Below are 21496 nucleotides of genomic sequence, written 5' to 3'. Positions count from 1 at the left end.
TCGCTCATCTCATACTGCGTCCCTGCCCGCCGATAGCGCGCAGCCCGCCTCTTCTCTTCCCGTTCACAGGCATCGCTATATTAAACGCGGCACGCCGCAGTTTATGCGCGTGACGCTGGCGCTGTTTTCGGCGGGATTGGCCACTTTCGCCCTGCTTTACTGCGTACAGCCGATCCTGCCGGTGCTGTCGCAGGAGTTCGGCGTCTCGCCAGCGGCGAGCAGTATTTCACTGTCGATCTCTACTGCATTGATGGCGCTGGGGCTGCTGGTGACCGGGCCGCTTTCCGATGCGATCGGCCGTAAGCCAGTGATGGTGGTCGCCCTGCTGCTGGCGGCGATTTTTACCCTGCTTTCCGCCGCGATGAGCAGCTGGCATGGCATTTTGATGATGCGCGCATTAACCGGCCTGGCGCTGAGCGGCGTGGCAGCGGTGGGCATGACCTATCTCAGTGAAGAGATCCATCCCAGCGTTATCGCCTTCTCGATGGGCCTTTATATCAGCGGCAACTCTATCGGCGGCATGAGTGGACGCCTGATTAGCGGCGTTATCACCGATTTTAGCTCCTGGCGCGTGGCAATCGCCTTTATCGGCTGCTTCGCACTCGCCGCGGCGCTGATGTTCTGGAAAATTCTGCCGGCGTCGCGGCATTTCCGCCCCGCGTCGCTCAATCCGCGCAGCCTGATGATTAACTTTCGTTTGCACTGGCGCGATCGCGGCCTGCCGCTGCTGTTTGCCGAAGGCTTTCTGCTGATGGGCGCCTTTGTGACGCTGTTTAACTATATCGGTTACCGGCTACTGAGCGCCCCCTGGTCGCTGAGCCAGGCGGTGGTCGGCCTGTTGTCAGTGGTCTACCTTACTGGCTCCTGGAGTTCGCCGAAAGCGGGCGCAATGACCGCCCGTTACGGACGCGGACCGGTACTGATCTTCTCTACCGCGATGATGCTGATCGGCCTGCTGATAACGCTGGCGCCGTCGCTCTGGCTGATTTTTCCCGGCATGATGTTGTTCACCGCCGGCTTTTTTGCCGCACATTCGGTGGCAAGCGGCTGGATTGGTCCGCGCGCGCGTCGGGCCAAAGGCCAGGCTTCCTCGCTCTATCTTTTTAGCTACTACACCGGATCCAGCGTGGCCGGCACCCTTGGCGGGCTGTTCTGGCACCGTTACGGCTGGACGGGCATTACCGCCTTTATCGCCCTGCTGCTGCTGCTGGCGCTGTTTGTTGGCAGGCAGCTGCATACCCGCAAGCTGTAATCATCCAGGCCGTCTGCGGGCGGCTTTTTTCTGTCTGACTGGTTTTTTTACCGTTGCTGAGGTATGGTTAATTAAACAGATAATTTGTATGTTGTAACTAATAATCACCCTGCACAGGAGCCGCCATGAGCCGCTACGATTTAGTGGAAGATCTGCGCCGCTGCGCAAATCAGCTGGAAGAGGAACTCGCCGTGCTGCAACAGCAGCTGACGGCGTTGCCACTGCTGGTCGGTCGCGTTTTCTCCCTGCCACCGGTGGCGAAAGGCGAAGAGCATGATCCGGTGACGCAAATCAGCGTAACGCAGCACCTTGGCGATGAGGCACGCCAGCGGGCGTTGCAGCACTACTGCCGGCTGTTTATCCAGCATCAGTCGGAGAATATCAGCACTAAGGCGGCAGTACGCCTGCCCGGCGCGCTCTGCTTCGAGGCGGACGACCACCAGCACGCCCTTCTCCACCAGCAGGTTGAGACGATCAATCAGCTGAAAGCGACGCTGGAGCAGATCATTACCGTTGAATCCGGCCTGCCCAGCGAGGCGCGCTTCGATTTCGTGCATACGCACCTGCGCGGCCTGCTAACGCTGAACGCCTATCGCGCCATTACCCTGCTCGATGCGCCCGACAGCGTGCGCTTCGGCTGGGCCAACAAGCATGTGATTAAAAACGTCACGCAGCAGGAGGTGGTCGGGCGGCTGGAGAAAAGCCTGAAGGCGGGACGCGCGCAGGCGCCCTGGACGCGCGAGCAGTGGGCGGAAAAAGTGCAGCAGGAGCTGGAGGCGGTGCGTTCGTTGCCGAAAGGGGCGCGGCTGAAAATCAAGCGGCCGGTCAAGGTGCAGCCGATCGCGCGCATCTGGGACAAGGAACAGCAAAAGCAGACGCAGCTGGCCTGCCCCTCCCCGCTGTTGGTGCTTTGTCCGAACCGACAACAGGTGCCGACGCTGGGTGAGTTGCTGAACTATGATGCAGAGAATATTACCCACCGCTATAAGCCGCAGGCGCAACAGCTGTGGCTATTGATCCCGCGTCTGCATCTTTACTGTGATCGGCCGGTAAGCGAGGTGTACTGAGTGACAGCGGGGAAAACGCGCAAGAGACGCTGCGCGTTTTAGTCAGAAAAAACGGGGCCGTGGCGGCCCCGTTTGTCATCTTTACTGCTTCATGCTGCCGACCATCTCTTCCGGACGCACCCAGGCGTCAAACTCTTCTTCGGTGAGATAGCCCAGCTTCAGCGCCGAGGCCTTCAGCGTCAGCCCCTCTTTATGCGCTTTCTTGGCGATTTCCGCCGCCTTGTCGTAACCGATATGGGTATTGAGCGCGGTCACCAGCATCAGCGACTCGTTCAGCAGCTGAGTGATGCGATCGCGGTTCGGCTCAATGCCGACGGCGCAGTGATGGTTAAAGCTGTCCATGCCGTCCGCCAGCAGGCGAATAGACTGCAGGAAGTTATGGATCACCATCGGACGGAAGACGTTCAGCTCGAAGTTGCCGGAGGCGCCGCCGATATTGATCGCCACATCATTGCCCATTACCTGGCAGCAGAGCATGGTCATCGCTTCGCACTGCGTCGGGTTAACTTTGCCCGGCATAATGGAGCTGCCCGGCTCGTTTTCCGGGATGGCGATTTCGCCGATGCCGCAGCGCGGGCCGGACGAGAGCCAGCGCACATCGTTGGCGATTTTCATCAACGAGGCCGCCAGACCTTTCAGCGCGCCGTGCGCATGCACCAGCGCGTCGCAGGTCGCCAGCGCTTCGAATTTGTTCGGCGCGGTCACGAACGGCTGGCGGGTGAGCGAGGCCAGCTCTTCCGCCACGCGCACCGCATATTCCGGGTGGGTATTCAGGCCGGTACCGACCGCAGTGCCGCCCAGCGCCAGCTCCGCCACGTGCGGAATGCTCTGCTCGATATGCTTCAGATTATGCTCCAGCATCGCTACCCAGCCGGAGATCTCCTGGCCCAGCGTCAACGGCGTAGCATCCTGCAGGTGGGTACGGCCGATTTTGACGATATCTTTAAAGGCTTCCGCTTTGGCCTGCAGCGTCTGCTTCAGGGTATTCAGCTGCGGGATAAGATGTTCGCGCACCGCGATCACCGCCGCGACGTGCATCGCGGTCGGGAAGACGTCATTGGAGCTTTGGCTCTTGTTCACGTCGTCGTTGGGATGCACCAGGCGCGACATGCCGCGCTCGCCGCCGAGGATCTCGCTGGCGCGGTTCGCCAGCACCTCGTTCATGTTCATATTGGTTTGTGTGCCGGATCCGGTCTGCCAGATCGCCAGCGGGAATTCGGTGGTGTGCTTGTCCGCCAGCACTTCATCGGCAGCCTGAATAATCGCCTGCGCTCTCTCCTGCGGCAGCAGCCCCAGGTCGCTGTTGACTTTGGCAGCGGCGCGCTTGGTCAGCGCCAGCGCATGCACCAGTTCGGCAGGCATTTTTTCCGTAGAGATGCGGAAGTGTTCCAGCGAGCGCTGCGTCTGCGCGCCCCACAGTTTATCAGCCGGTACGTCGATGGGTCCCATTGAATCTTTTTCAATGCGGTTGGCTGCCATTACTTCTCTCCTTAAGCACAAACGTATGATTTAAATAGCTCTGACCTGTGCGTATCCGGCACAGCGAGCGCGGGCCATAGTGTGACATACAATAATTTAACATTATGCGAGCCAGTCGTCCTTATTTGACTTGCGTCGTGGTTTAACAAAACGGTTCTGCTTTAATAGTGAGCAATTAACGGCCCGCGGAAAGGGAGAAACCATGTTTAAGCTTCACAACGCCTTGCAAAATTACGCCTGGGGTAGCACGCACGCTTTAACCGATCTCTACGGCATTGAGAATCCGTCGCAGCAGCCAATGGCTGAACTCTGGATGGGGGCGCATCCGAAAAGCAGTTCGGCGCTGCTGATTGACGGGGAGCGGCGATCGCTACGGGAGGCGATCGACGCCGATAAAACCGGCATGCTCGGTGAAAAAGTGGCAGCGCGCTTCGGCGAGCTGCCTTTTTTATTTAAGGTGCTGTGTGCCGCGCAGCCGTTATCGATTCAGGTGCATCCAGGCAAAGCGGCGGCGGAGGCGGGTTTCGCCCGGGAAAACGCGGCGGGCGTGCCGCTTAACGCACCGGAGCGCAACTATAAGGACGCCAATCATAAGCCGGAGCTGGTCTACGCGCTGACGCCCTTCCAGGCGATCAATGGCTTTCGCACGCTGCGCGAGATTGTATCGCTGCTGCAGCCGGTGGCAGGCGCGCATCCCGCCATCGCCCATTTTCTGCAGCAGCCGGACGAACAGCATCTGGCGACACTGTTTTCTACTCTGCTCTCCTTACGCGGCGAGGAGAAAGCGCGCGCCATCGATCTCCTGACCGCCACGCTGCAGAGCCGCAGCGGCGAGCCGTGGGAGAGCATCCGCCGCATCGCCGCGTTCTGGCCGGACGATAGCGGGCTGTTCTCACCGCTGCTGCTGAACGTGATTGAGCTGCAGCCGGGCGAAGCGATGTTCCTGTTCGCCGAAACGCCGCACGCCTATCTGCATGGCGTGGCGCTGGAGGTGATGGCGAACTCTGACAACGTGCTGCGTGCCGGGCTGACGCCCAAACATATCGACGTGCCGGAGCTGATGGCGAACGTCAAATTTACCCCGCGTGCCGGCGACACGCTGCTCACCACGCCGGTACGCAACGGCGACGAGCTGCAGTTTCCGGTGCCGGTTGAGGATTTCGCCTTTTCGGTACATCTGCTTAACGAGGCGCCGGCGACGCTCGACCAGCAAAGCGCCGCCATCCTGTTCTGTATCGAGGGAAAAGCGCAGCTGGCGCACGGCCCGCAGCGCCTGACGCTGAATCCCGGTGAATCGTGCTTTGTCGCCGCCGGCGAATCGCCGGTCACTGTAGAGGGAGAGGGGCGCCTGGCGCGGGTTTATAACCGCCTGGGCTGACGGCTTCGCCAGTAAATGCTATGATTATTCAAGAAATTAAATCAGGCATTGATGCTGGCAAAAGGACGAATCGATGAAAAAGACGAAAATTGCGGTCGGCGTGGTGATCGCTCTGGGCGTGATCTGGACGGGCGCCGCCTGGATGACGGGCAAACAGATCGAAAGCCATATGGATCAAATGGTGCAGAACGCCAACGCGCAGCTGACGCAGATGGCGCCCGACAGCCGCCTGAAGGTGAGCTACCAGAACTATCAGCGCGGTATCTTCACCAGCCGTACACAGCTGGTGGTGCAGGCCAGCTCGCAAACGGAAGATAACGCGCTGTTGAAGCCGGGACAGAGCGTAGTGCTGAATGAAACCATCGATCACGGTCCCTTCCCCTTCGCCCAGCTGAAGAAATTCAACCTGATCCCGAGCATGGCTTCAGTACACAGTGAACTGGAAAATACCCCGGCGCTGAAAAAACTGTTTGAGCTGAGCAAAGGCAAATCGGTCATTGAAGCGGATACGCGCATCGGCTACAGCGGCGCAACCGCTTCGGCGATCCGCCTGCTGCCGCTTGATTACCAGAATGCGCAGAGTGGCGAGCGCTACGCCTGGAACGGCGGTACGCTGGGCATCGACAGCGACAGCAAAGGTGACCACGTTAACTTTGACAGCGATATCGACAGCATCGCGCTGACGGTGAAAAACGAGGCGAACCTGCCGGTCCTCTTTACCCTTAACGGCATCACCCTGAACGGTAATACCCGTCTCAGCCCGCAGGGCGTGCGCATCGGCGATCAGCATTTGGCGCTGAAGAAATTCTCCGCCAGCGTCAACGGCCAGGAAGCCGCTGTGCTGGAAGGCACCGATCTCAAGACCCAGTTCGACGCCAACGGCAACGCCATCTCTGGCCAGATGGATTACGTTATCGATAGCCTGAAGCTGGAGAATCGCCCTTTTGGCTCCGGCAAGCTGACCATGAAGCTGTCGCAGTTTGATGGCCAGGCGCTGAAAGCCTTCGGGGATAACTACAATAGCCAGATGCAGGCGCTGCTTAACCAGCCCGGCATCGATAAAGATCCGGCGCGCTATCAGGAAGGCATGCGCCAGATCCTGGCGGCCAACCTGCCGCTGCTGCTGAAAGGCGATCCGGTTGTCACCATCGCGCCGCTGAGCTGGAAAAACGATAAGGGCGAAAGCACCTTCAACCTGGCGGCGCACTTTAAAGATCCGGCAACCGCGCAGGGCGACGCGCAGACGCTCTCCGATGCGCTGAACCGCGTATTGAAGACGCTGGACGGCAAGCTGGTGGTCAGCATGCCGATGGCGACGGAAATGATGAAACAGGTGGCGATGGCGGAAGGCTATCAGGAAGGAGACGCGGTTAAGCTGGCGGATCAGCAGGTGAAAGGCCTGGCGGCGATGGGCCAGATGTTCCGTCTGACCACCCAGCAGGATGATAATATTGTCACCAGTCTGCAGTATAACGGCGCGCAGGTGACGATGAACGGCGAGAAGATGCCGCTGGAAGGCTTCCTCTCCCGCTATATGCTGGGCGCACCGGTCGGCGGACTGCCGGAGTAAGGCAAACGCCAGCAGGCTATTTAAACAGGGCGACTTCAGGTCGCCCTTTTTTATGCGTCGAAAGCGCCATGTTCCGCCAGCGCAGCGGGTAAAATGATGCTCTGCGCGCCGCTTTGCGGCTGGTCAAGACGATGTAACAGACGCAGCGCCGCCTGGCGTCCCATCTCCCGCGCCGGAATGGAAACGCGCGTTAACGGCAGATCATGCATCTCTGCCTGCGGCGCATCGCCGAAGCCCACCAGCGCCACCTGCTGGCCATACCAGCTTTCCACCGCGCCTTCGCCCGGCGTGCGCCCGGCGCGCAGCGCGCCGAAATAGCAGCTCAGCGCCACCGTCATGTTGTGGCAGAGAATGGCTGTGATCGAGGGAAAGGCGTGAAACAGCGCCTCGGTGCGCGCGGCGATCGCCGGTCGTTCGCATTCGATAATCCATTCCGGGCGAAACGGCAGGCCGTACTGCATCAGGGTGGCGCAGTAGCCGCCGATACGCTCCGCCCGCGTCAGCGAGCTGCCCGACCCGCCCAGCCAGGCAATACGGCGATGCCCCTGCTTAATCAGGTATTCCGTCGCCATTCGCGCTGCCTGCATATTATCAGGGCGAATGGCGTCCACCTCTTCCAGGCTGCTGGCGCGCGCCGCGCAGACCAGCGCAATGCCCGCCTCCTGCGCCAGCGCCGGCAGCGCGCCCGCTTTCTCCGCGCCGCCGCCTAACACGATGCCGTCGACGCCCTGCGCCAGCAGCGAATCGAAGCAGCGCTGCAGATTCTGCCCGGCGGCGCCGCTTTGCGTCAGCACCAGAATCTTGCCCTGCGCTTCCAGCACCTCGCTCAGCCCTGCTGTCATTTCGGCATAAAAAGGGTGGCAGATATCGCGTACGATCAGGCCAATTATCCCGCTTTCGCCGCCGCGCAGGCTGGCGGCAGACCGGTTGCGCACGTAACCCAGCGCATCAATCGCCTCGCTGACACGCTGCGCGGTGAGGGTCGAGATACGCCCTTTGCCCGACAGCACCAGCGATACCGTGGTGACGGAGACGCCTGCCCGTTCGGCGACGTCATGAATGGTGATCTTTTTCTGCGACATACGGCTCCTGCCTGACTGCGATACATAACGCTAAAACGTTACATCTTTTCGTCGCCAGCTGAAACCCGCAGCGCGCTTTGGATTGTGACTGGCTACTCATTAATCGATGGTAAAACGTTTTATCCTATTTTACCTCAGGCGCCGCGGTGCGGCTATATCAGGAGAAAGAGATGGCCAGAAAGCAAAAAATCACCCTGTGGGAATTCTTTCAGGGGCTGGGTAAAACTTTTATGTTGCCGGTGGCGCTGCTCTCGTTCTGCGGGATCATGCTCGGGATCGGCAGTTCGCTCAGCAGCCGCGATGTGATCAACTTGATCCCGCTGCTTGGACACCCTTCTTTACAGCTGGTCTTTATCTGAATGAGCAAAACCGGCGCCTTCGCGTTTAGCTTTTTGCCGGTAATGTTCGCCATCGCCATTCCGCTGGGGATGGCGCGGGAAAATAAAGGCGTCGCCGCCTTCTCCGGTTTTGTCGGCTATGCGGTAATGAACCTGGCGATTAACTTCTGGCTGACGGTGAAAGGGATCTTGCCCACCAGCGACGCGGCGCTGCTGAAAGCGAACGCTATTCAGAACGTGCTGGGCATTCAGTCGATCGATACCGGCATTCTCGGCGCGGTGCTGATCGGCATTCTGGTGTTCTGGCTGCATGAGCGTTTTCATACTATCCGCCTGCCTGACGCGCTGGCCTTCTTTGGCGGCACGCGCTTTGTGCCGATCGTCACGCTGGTGGCGACCGGGCTGGCGGGCCTGCTGGTGCCGTTAATCTGGCCGTGGTTCGCCGCCGCGATCCGCGGGCTGGGCTGGATCATCAACGGCGCCGGCGACTGGGGGCCGATGATCTTCGGCACCGGCGAACGTTTGCTGCTGCCGTTCGGCCTGCAGCATATTCTGGTGGCGATTATTCGCTTCACCGACGCCGGCGGCACGCTCGATGTCTGTGGTCAGAGCGTCAGCGGCGCGCTGACCATCTTCCAGGCGCAGCTCTCCTGCCCTACCACCAGCGGCTTCGCTGAGAGCGCCACGCGCTTTCTGTCGCAGGGTAAAATGCCCGCCTTCCTTGGCGGCCTGCCGGGCGCCGCGCTGGCGATCTATCACTGCGCCCGTCCTGAGAACCGCCATAAAATTAAAGGCCTGCTGATCTCAGGCGTGGTGGCCTGCGTGGTCGGCGGCACCACGGAGCCGGTAGAGTTTCTGTTTCTGTTTGTCGCGCCGGCGCTCTATCTGATCCATGCCCTGCTCACCGGCCTCGGCTTTAGCGTGATCGCCATGCTGGGCGTCACCATCGGCAACACCGACGGCAATATTATCGATTTCGTGGTGTTCGGCATCCTGCACGGCCTGGGCACCAAATGGTACTGGGTGCCGGCGGTCGCGGCGCTATGGTTCACCCTCTACTACCTGCTGTTCCGTTTCGCTATTGTACGTTTCAATATCAAAACGCCGGGACGCGACGTGGACACCCCGCAGTTTGAGAAAACGCTGACGGCGGCGGGCAGCGGGCGCTCCGGCTATAACACCCCGGCAATCCTCGCCGCGCTGGGCGGCATCGATAACATTACCGCGCTGGATAACTGCCTGACACGCCTGCGCCTGTCGGTCGTCGACAGTAGCCGGGTGGATGACGCGGCGCTGAAGGCGCACGGCGCCATCGGCGTGGTGCATCTCAATCAGCACAGCCTGCAGGTGGTGATGGGCCCGCAGGTACAGTCGGTAAAAGATGAGCTGTCGGCGCTGATGAATCTCAGCCCGGCCTGACCGCGCACTGGAGCGATAAACCATGTTTGATTTCGGTAAGCCGATCGATCGTCACGGCAGCTGGTCGACCCAGTGGGATTTTGTTGCGGATCGCTTCGGCACCGCCGATCTGCTGCCTTTTACCATTTCCGATATGGATTTCGCCGTGGCGCCGGCGCTACGGGCGGCGCTGCAGCAGCGGCTGGATCATGGCATTTTCGGCTACAGCCGCTGGCAGCATGATGACTTTCTCGGCGCGATTGTTGCCTGGTACCGGCAGCGTTTCGATCTGGACATCGATCGCGCGCAGATCGTCTACAGCCCGTCGGTGATCTATATGGTGGCGCAGCTGCTGCGGCTCTGGAGCGCGCCCGGCGACGGCGTAGTGGTGCATACCCCGCCTACGACGCCTTTTATCAGGTTATCGAAGCGAATCAGCGACAGCTGCTGGCGTCGCCGTTGATCAAAACCGGCAACAGCTGGACGTGCGATTTCGCCCAGCTGGAGCGCCTGCTGGCGCGCGAAGAGTGTAAAATCCTGCTGCTGTGCAGCCCGCATAATCCCACCGGCAAAATCTGGACGCGCGAAGAGCTGGAGACGCTCGCCGCCTGCTGCGCCCGCCATCAGGTCAGGGTGATCAGTGATGAGATCCATATGGATATAGTGACCGGCGATGAAAAACATATCCCGTGGCACGCCGTGGCGCGCGGACGCTGGGCGGTCGCCACTTCTGCCTCCAAGAGCTTTAATATTCCCGCGCTAACCGGCGCCTATGGCTTTATCAGCGACGAACCGGATCGTCAGGCGTGGTTTCGTCAGCTGAAACAGGCGGACGGCCTCTCCTCGCCGCCGGTGATGGCGATCGCCGCCCATATCGCCGCCTATCGGCAAGGCGCGCCCTGGCTCGACGCGCTGCGCCGCTATTTACGCGACAACCTGGCGCTGATCGCCCGGCGGCTAAACCACGCCTTTCCACAGCTTGACTGGCAGCCGCCGCCGGCGACCTATCTGGCGTGGATCGATCTGCGGCCGCTGGGGCTGGAGATGCACTCGCTGCAGCGGGTGCTGATTGAGCAGCAAAAGGTGGCGATAATGCCGGGCGAGACCTACGGCGCGGCGGGCAATGGCTTTATTCGGCTGAACGCGGGCTGTCCGCGCGCGAAACTGGAGGAAGGTGTGCAAAGGCTGATTGCCGGGATAGCGACACTGCGTGACGTATCGCGCTGAGAACAGGCCGTAAAAGAGCCGGCAGGCGCTGCCTGCCGGGAACAAAGGTTAGCCCGCCACGCGCTGACGGATGCGCTGTTTCTCCTCTTCGCTGAGGAAGGCGATAGTCAGGCCGTTTTCCTGCGCCTGGCGAATGTGCGCAGCGGAGAGACCCGCCTGCGGCGCGGCCACCTGATACTCGTGACCGATCTCAATGCCCTGCACTGCCGGATCGTCGGTATTGAGCGTGGCGAGAATGTTGTGGTCGAGGAATTTCACCAGCGGATGGTGCGACAGGTGCGCCACGGTGCTGGTCTGGATATTGGAGGTGAGGCAGGATTCAATGCCGATGCGGTGTTCCGCCAGGAAATCCATCAGTGCCGGATCTTCCACCGCCTTCACGCCGTGGCCGATACGCTCGGCGCCCAGCTCGCGGATCGCCTGCCAGATGCTCTCGGCGCCTGCCGCTTCGCCCGCATGCACGGTCACGCGGAAACCGGCGTCGCGCGCGCGGTTAAAGTGGCTGAGAAACTCGCTGCCAGGAAAGCCCAGCTCATCGCCGGCCAGATCGACGGCGGTAATGCCGTCGCGGTGCGCCAGCAGGCCATCCAGCTCATTCAGGCACGCCTCTTCGCCGAAGGTACGGCTCATAATGCCGATCAGACGCACCTCGATATCATGCTGCTGGCAGCCGGCGCGCACGCCGTCAATCACCGCTTCCACCACGCCAGCGATCGGCAAATGATGGGCCATCGCCATATAGCCCGGCGAAAAGCGCAGTTCGGCGTAGTGAATGCCGGCGCGCGCGGCGTCCTCCACGTTTTCCAGCGCCACGCGGCGGCAGGCGTCCAGCGATCCCAGCACCTTCACACCCCAGTCCAGCTTCTGCAGGAAGCTGACCAGGTCAGGCTGGTTTTCCACCACCTGCACATGCGGACGCAGCGCGTCGAGGCTGCTGGCGGGCAGCGCGATATTGAATTCGCGGCCTAAATCGAGAATGGTCGCAGCGCGGATATTGCCATCAAGGTGGCGATGAATGTCGGTAAGCGGCAGGCGGGCGTCAATCATGAAGCACTCTCTTTCACAGGTTAAGATAAAGTGCAGAGTAGTATAAAAATAAGTTGCGCAACTATGCCAGATAATTGCGCAAGATGTCAGGTCAACTGCTGGTTAATTGCCCGTCGGCGCCCTTCCGCGCCGCCGGTTGCCCTATTCCCCGGCGCGGCGCGGCAGCTGCCAGGTCTCCTGCGCCACCAGCGCGTCGTGCGCGTCCTGGCTGCGGCGGCGAAAATCGCTCGGGCTGACGCCGACGCGTTTGCGGAACACGCGCGAAAAATAGAGCTGATCGTCATAGCCCACCTCGCGGCCAATCGAGGCGATCGGCTCCTGGGTGGTTTGCAGCAGCAGCTTGGCGCGGATCACACGCTGATCTTCGCGCCAGCGCAGCAGGTTGACGCCCATCTGCTCGCGGAAAAGATGCGCAAGCCGTGAAGGCGACAGGCAGACATGTTTCGCCACCGCCTCGATTTTCAGCTCGCCCGCCAGATTGCTGGTGACATACTGGCACGCTTCGATAATGCGCGGATCGCGGATCTGCTGATGTGAACGCGGATCCTCCTCCACCGCCCGCAGCAGCAGCCGCTCAAGCAGATTCATCGCCAGCTCTTCGGCAAAGCGCCGCCCGGAGTTGTGCGTCTGTTCGATATTGGCAAACAGGCGATCAAACTCGCCGCGCAGCGATTCCGGCAGGCGCAGGCGGCCCACGCCGTGGGTCTCATCCTGCCAGCGCAGCCAGTCGTGCCAGTAGGCGCGCGGACGGAAATAGATCCAGCGGTGATACCAGCTGTCGCTTTCCGGCGCGCGCCCGTAAAAATGCGGCGTTTTTGGCTGGAACAGCAGCATATCGCCCGGCTCGCAGTCGAACGCCCTGTCGCCCTCAAATACGCGCCCGCGTCCTCTTATCGTCAGGTTGATAATGTAGCCTTTCATGCCGTGCGGACGATCGATACTGAAATCGAGCGCGCCGCCGGCGCTGATCGGCGTCAGTCCGGCCACCAGCCAGGCGTTGAAGGGGTAGCCCGGCAGCAGGGGGTTGGGCTGTGACTCAATCGGTTGACGATGGTACATAATAATCCTCGTAGCGAAGCGTCAGGTAGGGCGGGCAGCCCGGCTGCCCGCGACGATCAGGCCGCTTTATGGCTCTGTTTGTAGCGGTCGAAAATCACCGCCGCCAACAGTATCAGACCACGCACCACATACTGTGAGAAGGGTGAGATATTCAGCAAATTCATCGCATTCTCAACGGTGCCAAGGATCAGCACCCCCGCCACCACGTAGGAGATCTTGCCAATGCCGCCCTTCAGCGATACACCGCCCAGCACGCAGGCGGAGATGACGATCAGCTCATAGCCCAGCGAGGTCATCGGCTGGCCGCTGGTCATACGCGATGCCAGGATAATGCCTGCCGCCGCCGAGACCAGGCCGGAGAGAATAAAGATGATGATACGGGTACGCACCACCGGCACGCCCGCCAGCCGCGCCGCCTCTTCATTGCCGCCAATCGCCAGGGTATTACGTCCGAAGGTGGTTTTATTCAGCAGGAAGCCGAAGATGATCATGGTGCCGATAGTCAGCCAGATCGGCGCCGGCAGGCCAAACCAGGTGGCGTAGCCCAGCTCGAAGAAGCGCTCATCTTCGATGCCGACCGCTTTGCCGTCGGAGAAGATATAGGCCAGGCCGCGCACGATCTGCATCGTCGCCAGCGTAGTGATCAGGGCGTTGATTTTCAGCCTGGCGATAACGAAGCCGTTAACGAAGCCGCAGATCACACCAAGCAGCAGCCCGGCACCGATGCCGAGCCACAGGCTTTCACTCATATTGATCACCACTGCGGTGGTGACGCCCGCGCAGGCGATAACCGAAGCGACAGAGAGATCGAAATCCCCGGACGCCAGGCAGAACAGCATGCCGCAGGCGACCATACCGGACATCGACATCGCCAGCCCCAGCCCTTTCATATTGATAAATGAGCCGAAGTTGGGAATAAACAGCACGCAGGCGAGAAACAGCACGGCAAAAACCACCAGCATACCGAAGTTGTCCCAGATACGGCCGAAGCGGAAACCGGAGCGCGACACCGGCGGCGTATTTGAAGTCGTGGATGAAGACATAACATTACTCCTGCATCAGGCCACGGCGGCCGTCTGTTGCGTGTTTTTCGGCATGGCAAGGCTCAGCGTCAGCTGTTCCGTTGCCTCATCATGTAACAGTTCCCCGGCGATCTCGCCTTCGCGCATCACGAGGATGCGGTCAGCCAGCCCCATCACTTCGGGCAGATCGCTGGAAGCGAACAGCACGGCAATACCCTGCTGCGCCAGCGCATAAATCAGGTTGTAGATCTCATGTTTGGCCCCGACGTCGATGCCGCGCGTCGGCTCGTCGAGCAGGATCACCTTCATCTCCTCCGACAGCCAGCGGCCCAGGATCGCCTTCTGCTGGTTGCCACCGGAAAGGTTCATGATCAGCTGATCGGCGGTGGGCGTTTTGATATTCAGCGAACGGATATGTTTGTCGGCGTTGTGCGACTCCCAGCGGTGGTCGATCAGGCAGCCCGCCGTCAGGTTATTGCGGCGCGCGGAAATATTGATGTTGTCGCGCACCGAATGCACCGGAATGATGCCGTCCGCCTTGCGATCTTCCGGGCAGAGCATAATCCCGGCGCGAATGGCGTCGGAAGGCGCGCTAATGGCCAGCGGCTGGCCGTCGAGCAGCACGCGGCCCGCCTTCAGGCGCGTGGCGCCGAACAGCCCTTTCATCAGTTCGCTGCGCCCGGCGCCCACCAGGCCGAACAGCCCAACGATTTCGCCGGCGCGCACGCTGAGCGAGACCGGCGCTCTGACGCCGATCGCATGCACGCCCTCCAGCTGCAAACGCACCGGCCCCTGCTCGCGCGGCGCATAGCCGTAAACATCGCCCAAATCGCGGCCAACCATCGCCTGCACCAGCATGTCATGGCTGGTGTTGGGCACATCGTCGAAGGTACGTACGTAGCGGCCATCTTTAAACACGGTAATCGCATCGCTGAGAGCGAAAATCTCCTCCATGCGGTGCGAGACATACAGCACCACCCGCCCCTCAGCGCGCAGCTGGCGGATAACGCGGAACAGCTGTTCGATTTCGCGCGCCGAGAGCGAGCTGGTCGGTTCATCGAAGGCGATAATTTTGGCGTTGCGCGCCAGCGCCTTGGCGATCTCAACCATCTGCCACTGGCCGAGCGAGAGATATTTCAGCGGCGTATCGGGATCGATATCCATCCCTAAGTTTTTCAGCTGCAGGCTCGCCTCGTAACGCAGCAGCTTACGGTTCACCAGCCCGCCGCGCTGCGGCAGCTGACCGAGATAGATGTTTTCCGCCACGCTCATCTCCGGCACCAGATGCAGCTCCTGGTAGATGATGGCAACGCCGGCGTTAAGCGCGTCGGTGGTATGGCCGAAGTTGACCGGCCGCCCCTGGATCTGGATTTCGCCGCCGCTTGGCTGATAGCTGCCGCTAAGGATCTTCAGCAGCGTCGATTTCCCGGCCCCGTTCTCGCCCATCAGCGCATGCACTTCGCCGGCGCGACAGTGGAAGCTGATATCCTGCAGCGCCTTCACGCCGGGAAAGGTTTTACTGATGCCATGAAACGACAGAAAGGCTGAATCAGTGTTCATGGTGTCTCCGCATTGCCTGGTCATAATGAACGCCGGCGAACCGGCGCGTGATAAAACGGGCGCGTCGCGCCCAACGGTGACAGAACGGCTTACATCAACCCTTTTTTCGCCAGCTCGGCTTTAAAGTTGTCGCGGGTGATCAGCACCACATCGGTGACTTCGGTGAATTTTGCCGGCTCCGCGCCCTTGGTGGTCCAGTTGTAGAGCATCTGGATACTCTTATAGCCGTGAACGTCCGGGCTTGGCAGCAGCGAGCCGTAGAAGCCCGTCGCCTGGCCTTTGGAGAGTTCGCTGATGGCGTCGACGCCGTTGATGCCGATGCCGACTACGTCCGGCGCTTTGAAGCCCTGCCCTTCGGTGGCGCGCACGCCGCCCAGCACGGTGTTGTCGTTCATGCCGACGATCAGCCAGTGCTTCACTTCCGGGTGCTGCACCAGCAGCGAGTTGGCGGCGTCAAACGCGCCGGGGATATCGTTTGATTTGGTCGGCACCTGGTAGATCTGTTGCGCCGGGAAGCCGGCCGCCTTCAGCGCCTCGATGGAACCGGAGGTGCGGCGACGCGCGGTATCCAGCTCGTTGGCGGTGATCGCCATTACCGCCGAGGTCTTCACATCCCAGCCGCGTTTCTGCATCTCTTTATAGAGTTCCTGGCCCTGGCGCTCGCCGATTTTGGTCGCCGCCATCATCACCAGCGGCACGGTCTCCATCGGTTTGCCTTTGGCGGTGACAAACTGATCGTCCACCGCAATCACTTTTAAGTCGTAGCTGCGCGCTTTCGCCATGATTGCCGAACCGAGTTTCGGGTCCGGCGTACAGATAACGAAACCCTTAGCGCCGCTGGCCGCCAGGCTATCGATGGCGTTCAGCGTTTTTTCGCCATCCGGCACGGCGATTTTAATCACCTCAAAGCCGAGATCTTTGCCCGCCTTATCCGCGAACTTCCATTCGGTCTGGAACCAGGGCTCTTCCGGCTGCTTTACCAGGAAGCCCAGCTTCATGGTTTCGGCGATAGCGGATTGTGACATAACGGCAGCCAGGCCAACGGCGGCTAACGCTTTAGTGAATTTGTGCATGATGCTCTCCGGCGCAGTGTTGTTTTTTCGTTGTGCGCAACGAAACGGTGTAAACGGTACCAATCGGATTAAAAGCTATACAAAAACGACAAATCAGAGAATTAGCGCGGCGATTGCCTGTTAACTGAGCAAACGCTGGGCTAGTTTTAGCGGGAAACGTTGCACGAAATGTAGAGCGGTATCACATCGCGAAACTACAGCAAGAAGATCCATAGATTCAGCAATTTTAACCGCACGTTAACTTTTGACCCACTTCACATAACCCGCGACGACGGCAGAAAAGTGCATATTTGCAGCTTCCCAGGGCTAACGGAAAAACCGCACGCTTTTTAGTGTTAGAGCCTGCGATTGTTCATTAACAGGAGAGCCCGAATGCGTGCTGGTGCCATAACGATTGGTCTGGACTTTGGCAGCGATTCGGTTCGCGCCCTGGCGGTAGACTGCCAAAGCGGCGAAGAACTACAGAAAGAGGTGGCGCCCTATACGCGCTGGATGGCGGGACGCTACTCGGTGCCGCAGACAAGCCAGTTCCGTCATCACCCGCTGGACTATATTGAAGCGCTGGAGAAAGCGATTCGCGGCGTAGTGTCGCGCCTGAGCCCGGAGCAGCGCGCGGCGGTGGTCGGCATTGGCGTTGACTCCACCGGCTCGACCCCGGCGCCCATCGACCGCGACGGCAATGTGCTGGCGCTGCGTCCTGAATTTGCCGATAACCCGAACGCAATGTTTGTGCTATGGAAAGATCATACCGCCATTGAAGAAGCGGAGGAGATTAACCAGCTCTGCCGCAGCGGCCGTTTTGAGGACTATTCGCGCTATATCGGCGGCGTATACTCCTCCGAATGGTTCTGGGCGAAAATTCTCCATATTTCACGCGCCGACGCGGCGGTACGCGACGCCGCCGTCTCCTGGATCGAGCTGTGCGACTGGGTGCCCGCCCTGCTGAGCGGCACCACCGCGCCGGCGGCTATCCGCCGCGGCCGCTGCGCCGCCGGGCATAAATCGCTCTGGCACCCGCAGTGGGACGGCCTGCCACAGGCAGCGTTCTTCAATGCCCTCGACCCGCTGCTGACCACGCAGCTCGACTACCCGCTGTTCAGCGACACCTTTACCGCCGAAAAACCGGTCGGCACCCTCACCGACGAGTGGGCGATGCGGCTAGGCCTCTCTACCGATGTCACCCTTTCCGGCGGCGCTTTCGACTGCCATATGGGCGCGGTCGGCGCCGGTGCGCAGCCCTATACGCTGGTGAAAGTGATCGGCACCTCGACCTGCGACATTCTGATCGCCGATGCGGAGCGGGTCGGCACGCGCGCCATTGAGGGCATCTGCGGCCAGGTAGACGGCAGCGTGACGCCGGGCGTCATCGGTCTGGAGGCAGGTCAGTCAGCGTTTGGCGATATGTACGCCTGGTTCAGCCGTCTGCTTAACTGGCCATTGCAGCTGGCGGCGCAGCAGCAGCCGGAACTGAAGCCGCAGCTCGATGCGCTGTCGCAGGATCTGCTGCGCCAGCTGACCGAGGCCTGGGTAGCTAATCCGCAGCTCGACCATCTGCCGGTGGTGCTGGACTGGTTTAACGGCCGCCGTACCCCCTTCGCCAACCAGCGCCTGAAAGGCGTCATTACTGACCTGAATCTTGGCACCGACGCGCCGACGCTGTTCGGCGGCTTTATCGCCGCCACCGCCTTCGGCGCGCGCGCCATTATGGAGTGTTTCGAACAGCAGCAGATCCCGGTGGAAAACATCCTGACGCTGGGCGGCATTGCCCGTAAATCCCCGGCGATTATGCAGGTCTGCTGCGACGTGATGAACCGTCCGCTGGATATCGTCGCCTCTGATGAGTGTTGCGCCCTCGGCGCGGCGATCTTTGCCGCCGTAGCGGCAGGCGTCTATGACGACGTGCCCGCCGCACAGCAGAAGATGGCCAGCCCGGTGGAGCGTACCCTGCAGCCCGACGCGGCGCGCGTGGCGCGCTTCCAGCAGCTTTATGAACGTTATCAACAGTGGTGTGCCTCGGCCGAACCGAATTATGCCGCACGCCCGTCTTCCACAATTTAAGGAGTTTGTATGCAACAGTTTGATTCGCTGAGCGTCTGGTTTGTTATCGGCACCCAGCATCTGTATGGACCGGAAACGCTGCGTCAGGTCGCCGACCATGCGCAGCAGGTGGTGGACGGGCTGAATCGCGAAGCGGGCTTGCCGGTGAAGCTGCAGCTGAAGCCAATGGTGAAAAGCCCTGACGAGGCGCTGGCGCTCTGCCGCGACGCCAACCATGACAACAGCTGTATCGGCATCATCACCTGGCTGCACACCTTCTCGCCGGCGAAAATGTGGATTGGCGGACTGTCGGTGCTGAACAAGCCGCTGCTGCAGTTCCATACCCAGTTCAACGCGGAAATTCCGTGGGACAGCATGGATATGGACTTTATGAACCTGAACCAGACCGCACACGGCGGCCGTGAGTTCGGCTTTATCGGCGCGCGCATGGGCCTGGCGCACAGCGTGATCACCGGACACTGGCAGGATAGCCACTGCCACCAGCGTCTCGGCAAGTGGATGCGCGGCGCCGCGGCGCGTCACGCCAGCCAGCAGCTGAAGGTGGCGCGCTTCGGCGATAATATGCGTGAAGTGGCGGTTACCGAAGGCGATAAGGTGGCGGCGCAGATCCAGTTCGGCTATGCGGTGAACGGCTGGGGCGTGGGCGATCTGGTAGAGGTGATCAATCAGGTCAGTGATGGCGACGTTAACGCGCTGGTCGATGAGTATGAAAGCCAGTATCGCTTCAGCGCGGTGGCGGCAGTCAACGGCGAAAAACGTCAGAACGTGCTGGACGCCGCGCGCATCGAGCTGGGCATGAAGCGCTTCCTGGATGATGAAGGCTGCCGTGCCTTTACCACCAATTTCCAGACACTGCATGGTATGACGCAGCTGCCGGGCCTGGCGGTACAGCGTCTGATGGCGCAGGGTTACGGCTTCGCCGGCGAAGGCGACTGGAAAACTGCCGCCCTGCTGCACATTTTCAAAATCATGGCGGGCGATCGTCCGGGCGGCACCTCCTTTATGGAGGATTACACCTACCACTTCTCGCCGGGCAATGAGCTGGTGCTGGGTTCCCATATGCTGGAAGTCTGTCCCTCTATCGCCAAAGAAGAGAAGCCGCTGCTGGATGTGCAGTTCCTCGGCATCGGCGGCAAGGCCGATCCGGCCCGCCTGATCTTCTCTACCCCGGCCGGCCCGGCGGTAAACGCCAGCGTGATCGATATGGGTGACCGTTTCCGCCTGCTGGTTAACGTGGTGGATACCATTGAGCAGCCGCAGCCGCTGCCGAAACTGCCGGTAGCGCGCGCGCTGTGGAAGGCACAGCCCTCGCTGGCGACCGCCTCTGAAGCGTGGATTCTGGGTGGCGGCGCGCACCATACTGTCTTCAGTCAGGCGCTGGATGTCGAGGATATGCGCCTGTACGGCGAGATGCACGGTATCGAAGTGATGGTCATTGATAACGACACCACGCTGCCCGCGTTTAAAGATGCGCTGCGCTGGAACGAGGTCTACTACCGTATTAACCGTTAATCGTCAGGTTGAACGTAAGCCGCATCCCTCCCGATGCGGCTTTTTTTTGTGCCGCTTGTGGCGGCAGGACGGCGTACGACGCCCGACAGCCTGCTGGCCTCATTTCCTCTGCGCCATCCTGCAAACGCGCGGGCCCCGCTTTTCTCTGTAGCACCTGGGCGCCCTGCTGGTGCCGCTTTCTCTCTGGCCCCGGTAACCAAGCTGGTGCCGCTTTCTCCCTGACTCCGGTAACCCTGCTGGCCCGGCGCTCTTCTGCAAAGCGAGGCAGACGCGGTTGTTGAGCTATCTGGTTTTATCTCTTCTTTAGTATGTTGTAACTAATAAAAGCGCTAAAAAAGCGCTCCGTTCCCAGAGCGCCTGGCGCTCACCGCCTCACCCGGCGGCTACTGCGGCGTTACCCGCTCCACCGGCGCGTTCTGCTGCCGGTCCCACATCACTGTCAGCAACCGCTGCAGCGCGATAAAGGCGAACAGCAACACGCCGATGGCGATTTTGGTCCACCATGAGCTGAGCGTGCCGTCGAAGTTAATCCAGGTCTGAATCAGCCCCTGGATCAGTACGCCGAACAGCGTGCCCAGCACCGTTCCGACGCCGCCGGAGAGCAGCGTGCCGCCGATCACGACCGACGCGATAGCGTCCAGCTCCACGCCCAGCCCCGCCAGCGCATAGCCCGCCGAGGTATAGAGCGAAAAAACAATTCCCGCCAGCGTCGCCAGAAAAGTGGAAAGCATATAGATCTTCACCGTGGTGGCGCGCGTCGAGACGCCCATCAGCTGCGCGGAGTGCATATTGCCGCCGACGGCGTAAACCTGATTGCCGAAACGGGTGCGGTGCGCCAGCACAATGCCCAGCGCCACTACCACCAGCATGACCAGCGCCATCAGGCTGAGCCGTCCCCCACCCGGCATCTTCCACGCCATGCTGGAGAGCGTGCCGTACAGCGGATGATCGATGGGAATCGAGCTTTCGGCAATCAGGTAGCTACAGCCGCGCAGAAAGAACATGCCTGCCAGGGTGATGATAAAAGCGGGGATCTTCAGCGCGTCGATCAGCCAGCCCATCAGCGCGCCGAAGATCGCCCCCGCCAGCAAGATAATACCGAACGCCAGCCACGGCGACAGGTGCAGATCGCCGATCGCTCGCGCGAGAAAGACACCGGTAAAGGCGATAACCGCCCCTACCGACAGATCGATGCCGCCGGAGAGAATGACAAAGGTCATGCCGACGGCGATGATGCCGAGAAAGGCGTTATCGGTGAGGATATTGCCGATAACGCGCGTTGAGGCGAAGCCGGGAAACTGCGACAGGCAGAAAAGATAGCCTGCGACGAACACCAGCAGCGTAATGGTTAAGGGCAAGTGACGTTTCAACATT

Annotated in this window: 14 protein-coding genes and 2 pseudogenes; 8 read left to right on the top strand and 8 right to left on the bottom strand. The window is 60.7% G+C overall.

Annotation, left to right across the window (positions count from 1 at the left end; all coding sequences use genetic code 11):
- Positions 1-22: 22 nt before the first annotated feature.
- Together C2E15_RS10135 and tus are read left to right on the top strand one after the other, a co-directional pair.
- Positions 23-1252: an MFS transporter gene (locus tag C2E15_RS10135; RefSeq protein ID WP_245912395.1), complete on the top strand. Its 1230-nt coding sequence runs from the start codon at positions 23-25 to the stop codon at positions 1250-1252.
- Between the two features lie 125 nt (positions 1253-1377).
- Positions 1378-2319 (top strand): DNA replication terminus site-binding protein, encoded by a 942-nt coding sequence (tus, locus tag C2E15_RS10130; RefSeq protein WP_104957252.1) that lies wholly within the window; start codon positions 1378-1380, stop codon positions 2317-2319.
- An 81-nt stretch (positions 2320-2400) separates the two neighbouring features.
- On the opposite strand, the gene fumC is transcribed toward tus, so the two are convergent.
- Positions 2401-3798 (bottom strand): class II fumarate hydratase, encoded by a 1398-nt coding sequence (gene fumC, locus C2E15_RS10125; protein WP_104957251.1) that lies wholly within the window; start codon positions 3796-3798, stop codon positions 2401-2403.
- Between the two features lie 202 nt (positions 3799-4000).
- On the opposite strand from fumC, the gene manA reads away from it, so the two are divergent.
- On the top strand, positions 4001-5176 hold the full coding sequence (gene manA / locus C2E15_RS10120) for a mannose-6-phosphate isomerase (RefSeq protein ID WP_104957250.1): 1176 nt from the start codon (positions 4001-4003) through the stop codon (positions 5174-5176).
- Between the two features lie 73 nt (positions 5177-5249).
- Positions 5250-6746: a YdgA family protein gene (locus C2E15_RS10115; protein WP_104957249.1), complete on the top strand. Its 1497-nt coding sequence runs from the start codon at positions 5250-5252 to the stop codon at positions 6744-6746.
- A gap of 50 nt (positions 6747-6796) precedes the next feature.
- Here C2E15_RS10115 and malI read toward each other — a convergent pair whose 3' ends face one another.
- On the bottom strand, positions 6797-7828 hold the full coding sequence (gene malI, locus C2E15_RS10110; RefSeq protein ID WP_104957248.1) for a Mal regulon transcriptional regulator MalI: 1032 nt from the start codon (positions 7826-7828) through the stop codon (positions 6797-6799).
- A 170-nt stretch (positions 7829-7998) separates the two neighbouring features.
- On the opposite strand from malI, the pseudogene malX reads away from it, so the two are divergent.
- Positions 7999-9585 (top strand): annotated as a pseudogene (gene malX, locus C2E15_RS10105) (maltose/glucose-specific PTS transporter subunit IIBC).
- 22 nt (positions 9586-9607) lie between these two features.
- Positions 9608-10791 (top strand): annotated as a pseudogene (locus tag C2E15_RS10100) (MalY/PatB family protein).
- 48 nt (positions 10792-10839) lie between these two features.
- Here C2E15_RS10100 and add read toward each other — a convergent pair.
- The 5 genes from add to C2E15_RS10075 form a co-directional block, all read right to left on the bottom strand.
- Positions 10840-11838 carry an adenosine deaminase gene (gene add, locus C2E15_RS10095; protein ID WP_104957247.1) on the bottom strand — a complete coding sequence of 333 codons (999 nt, stop codon included), beginning with the start codon at positions 11836-11838 and terminating at the stop codon, positions 10840-10842.
- Positions 11839-11979: 141 nt separating this feature from the next.
- Complete coding sequence (gene araC, locus C2E15_RS10090) at positions 11980-12897, bottom strand: arabinose operon transcriptional regulator AraC (RefSeq protein ID WP_104957246.1); 918 nt, start codon at positions 12895-12897, stop codon at positions 11980-11982.
- Positions 12898-12953: 56 nt separating this feature from the next.
- Positions 12954-13940: an L-arabinose ABC transporter permease AraH gene (gene araH, locus C2E15_RS10085; protein ID WP_104957245.1), complete on the bottom strand. Its 987-nt coding sequence runs from the start codon at positions 13938-13940 to the stop codon at positions 12954-12956.
- A gap of 15 nt (positions 13941-13955) precedes the next feature.
- A complete protein-coding gene (araG, locus tag C2E15_RS10080) occupies positions 13956-15479 on the bottom strand; it encodes an L-arabinose ABC transporter ATP-binding protein AraG (RefSeq protein WP_104957244.1) in 1524 nt (507 codons plus the stop codon).
- A gap of 89 nt (positions 15480-15568) precedes the next feature.
- Entirely contained in the window at positions 15569-16552 is a 984-nt protein-coding gene (locus C2E15_RS10075) for an arabinose ABC transporter substrate-binding protein (RefSeq protein WP_104957243.1), read from the bottom strand.
- Positions 16553-16924: 372 nt separating this feature from the next.
- On the opposite strand from C2E15_RS10075, the gene C2E15_RS10070 reads away from it, so the two are divergent.
- Together C2E15_RS10070 and araA are read left to right on the top strand one after the other, a co-directional pair.
- On the top strand, positions 16925-18610 hold the full coding sequence (locus tag C2E15_RS10070; RefSeq protein ID WP_104957242.1) for a ribulokinase: 1686 nt from the start codon (positions 16925-16927) through the stop codon (positions 18608-18610).
- Between the two features lie 9 nt (positions 18611-18619).
- Complete coding sequence (araA, locus tag C2E15_RS10065; RefSeq protein ID WP_104957241.1) at positions 18620-20122, top strand: L-arabinose isomerase; 1503 nt, start codon at positions 18620-18622, stop codon at positions 20120-20122.
- A 383-nt stretch (positions 20123-20505) separates the two neighbouring features.
- Here the strand turns inward: araA and yjfF are convergent, their stop codons facing one another.
- Positions 20506-21495, bottom strand: coding sequence for a galactofuranose ABC transporter, permease protein YjfF (gene yjfF, locus C2E15_RS10060; RefSeq protein ID WP_104957240.1), 990 nt, complete (start codon positions 21493-21495; stop codon positions 20506-20508).
- Between the last annotated feature and the right edge of the window lies 1 nt (position 21496).

It is taken from the genome of Mixta gaviniae (assembly GCF_002953195.1).
GTDB lineage: Bacteria > Pseudomonadota > Gammaproteobacteria > Enterobacterales > Enterobacteriaceae > Mixta > Mixta gaviniae.
Note: the sequence above shows the minus strand (reverse complement) of the source record. Positions and strands in the feature narration are given on the sequence as shown.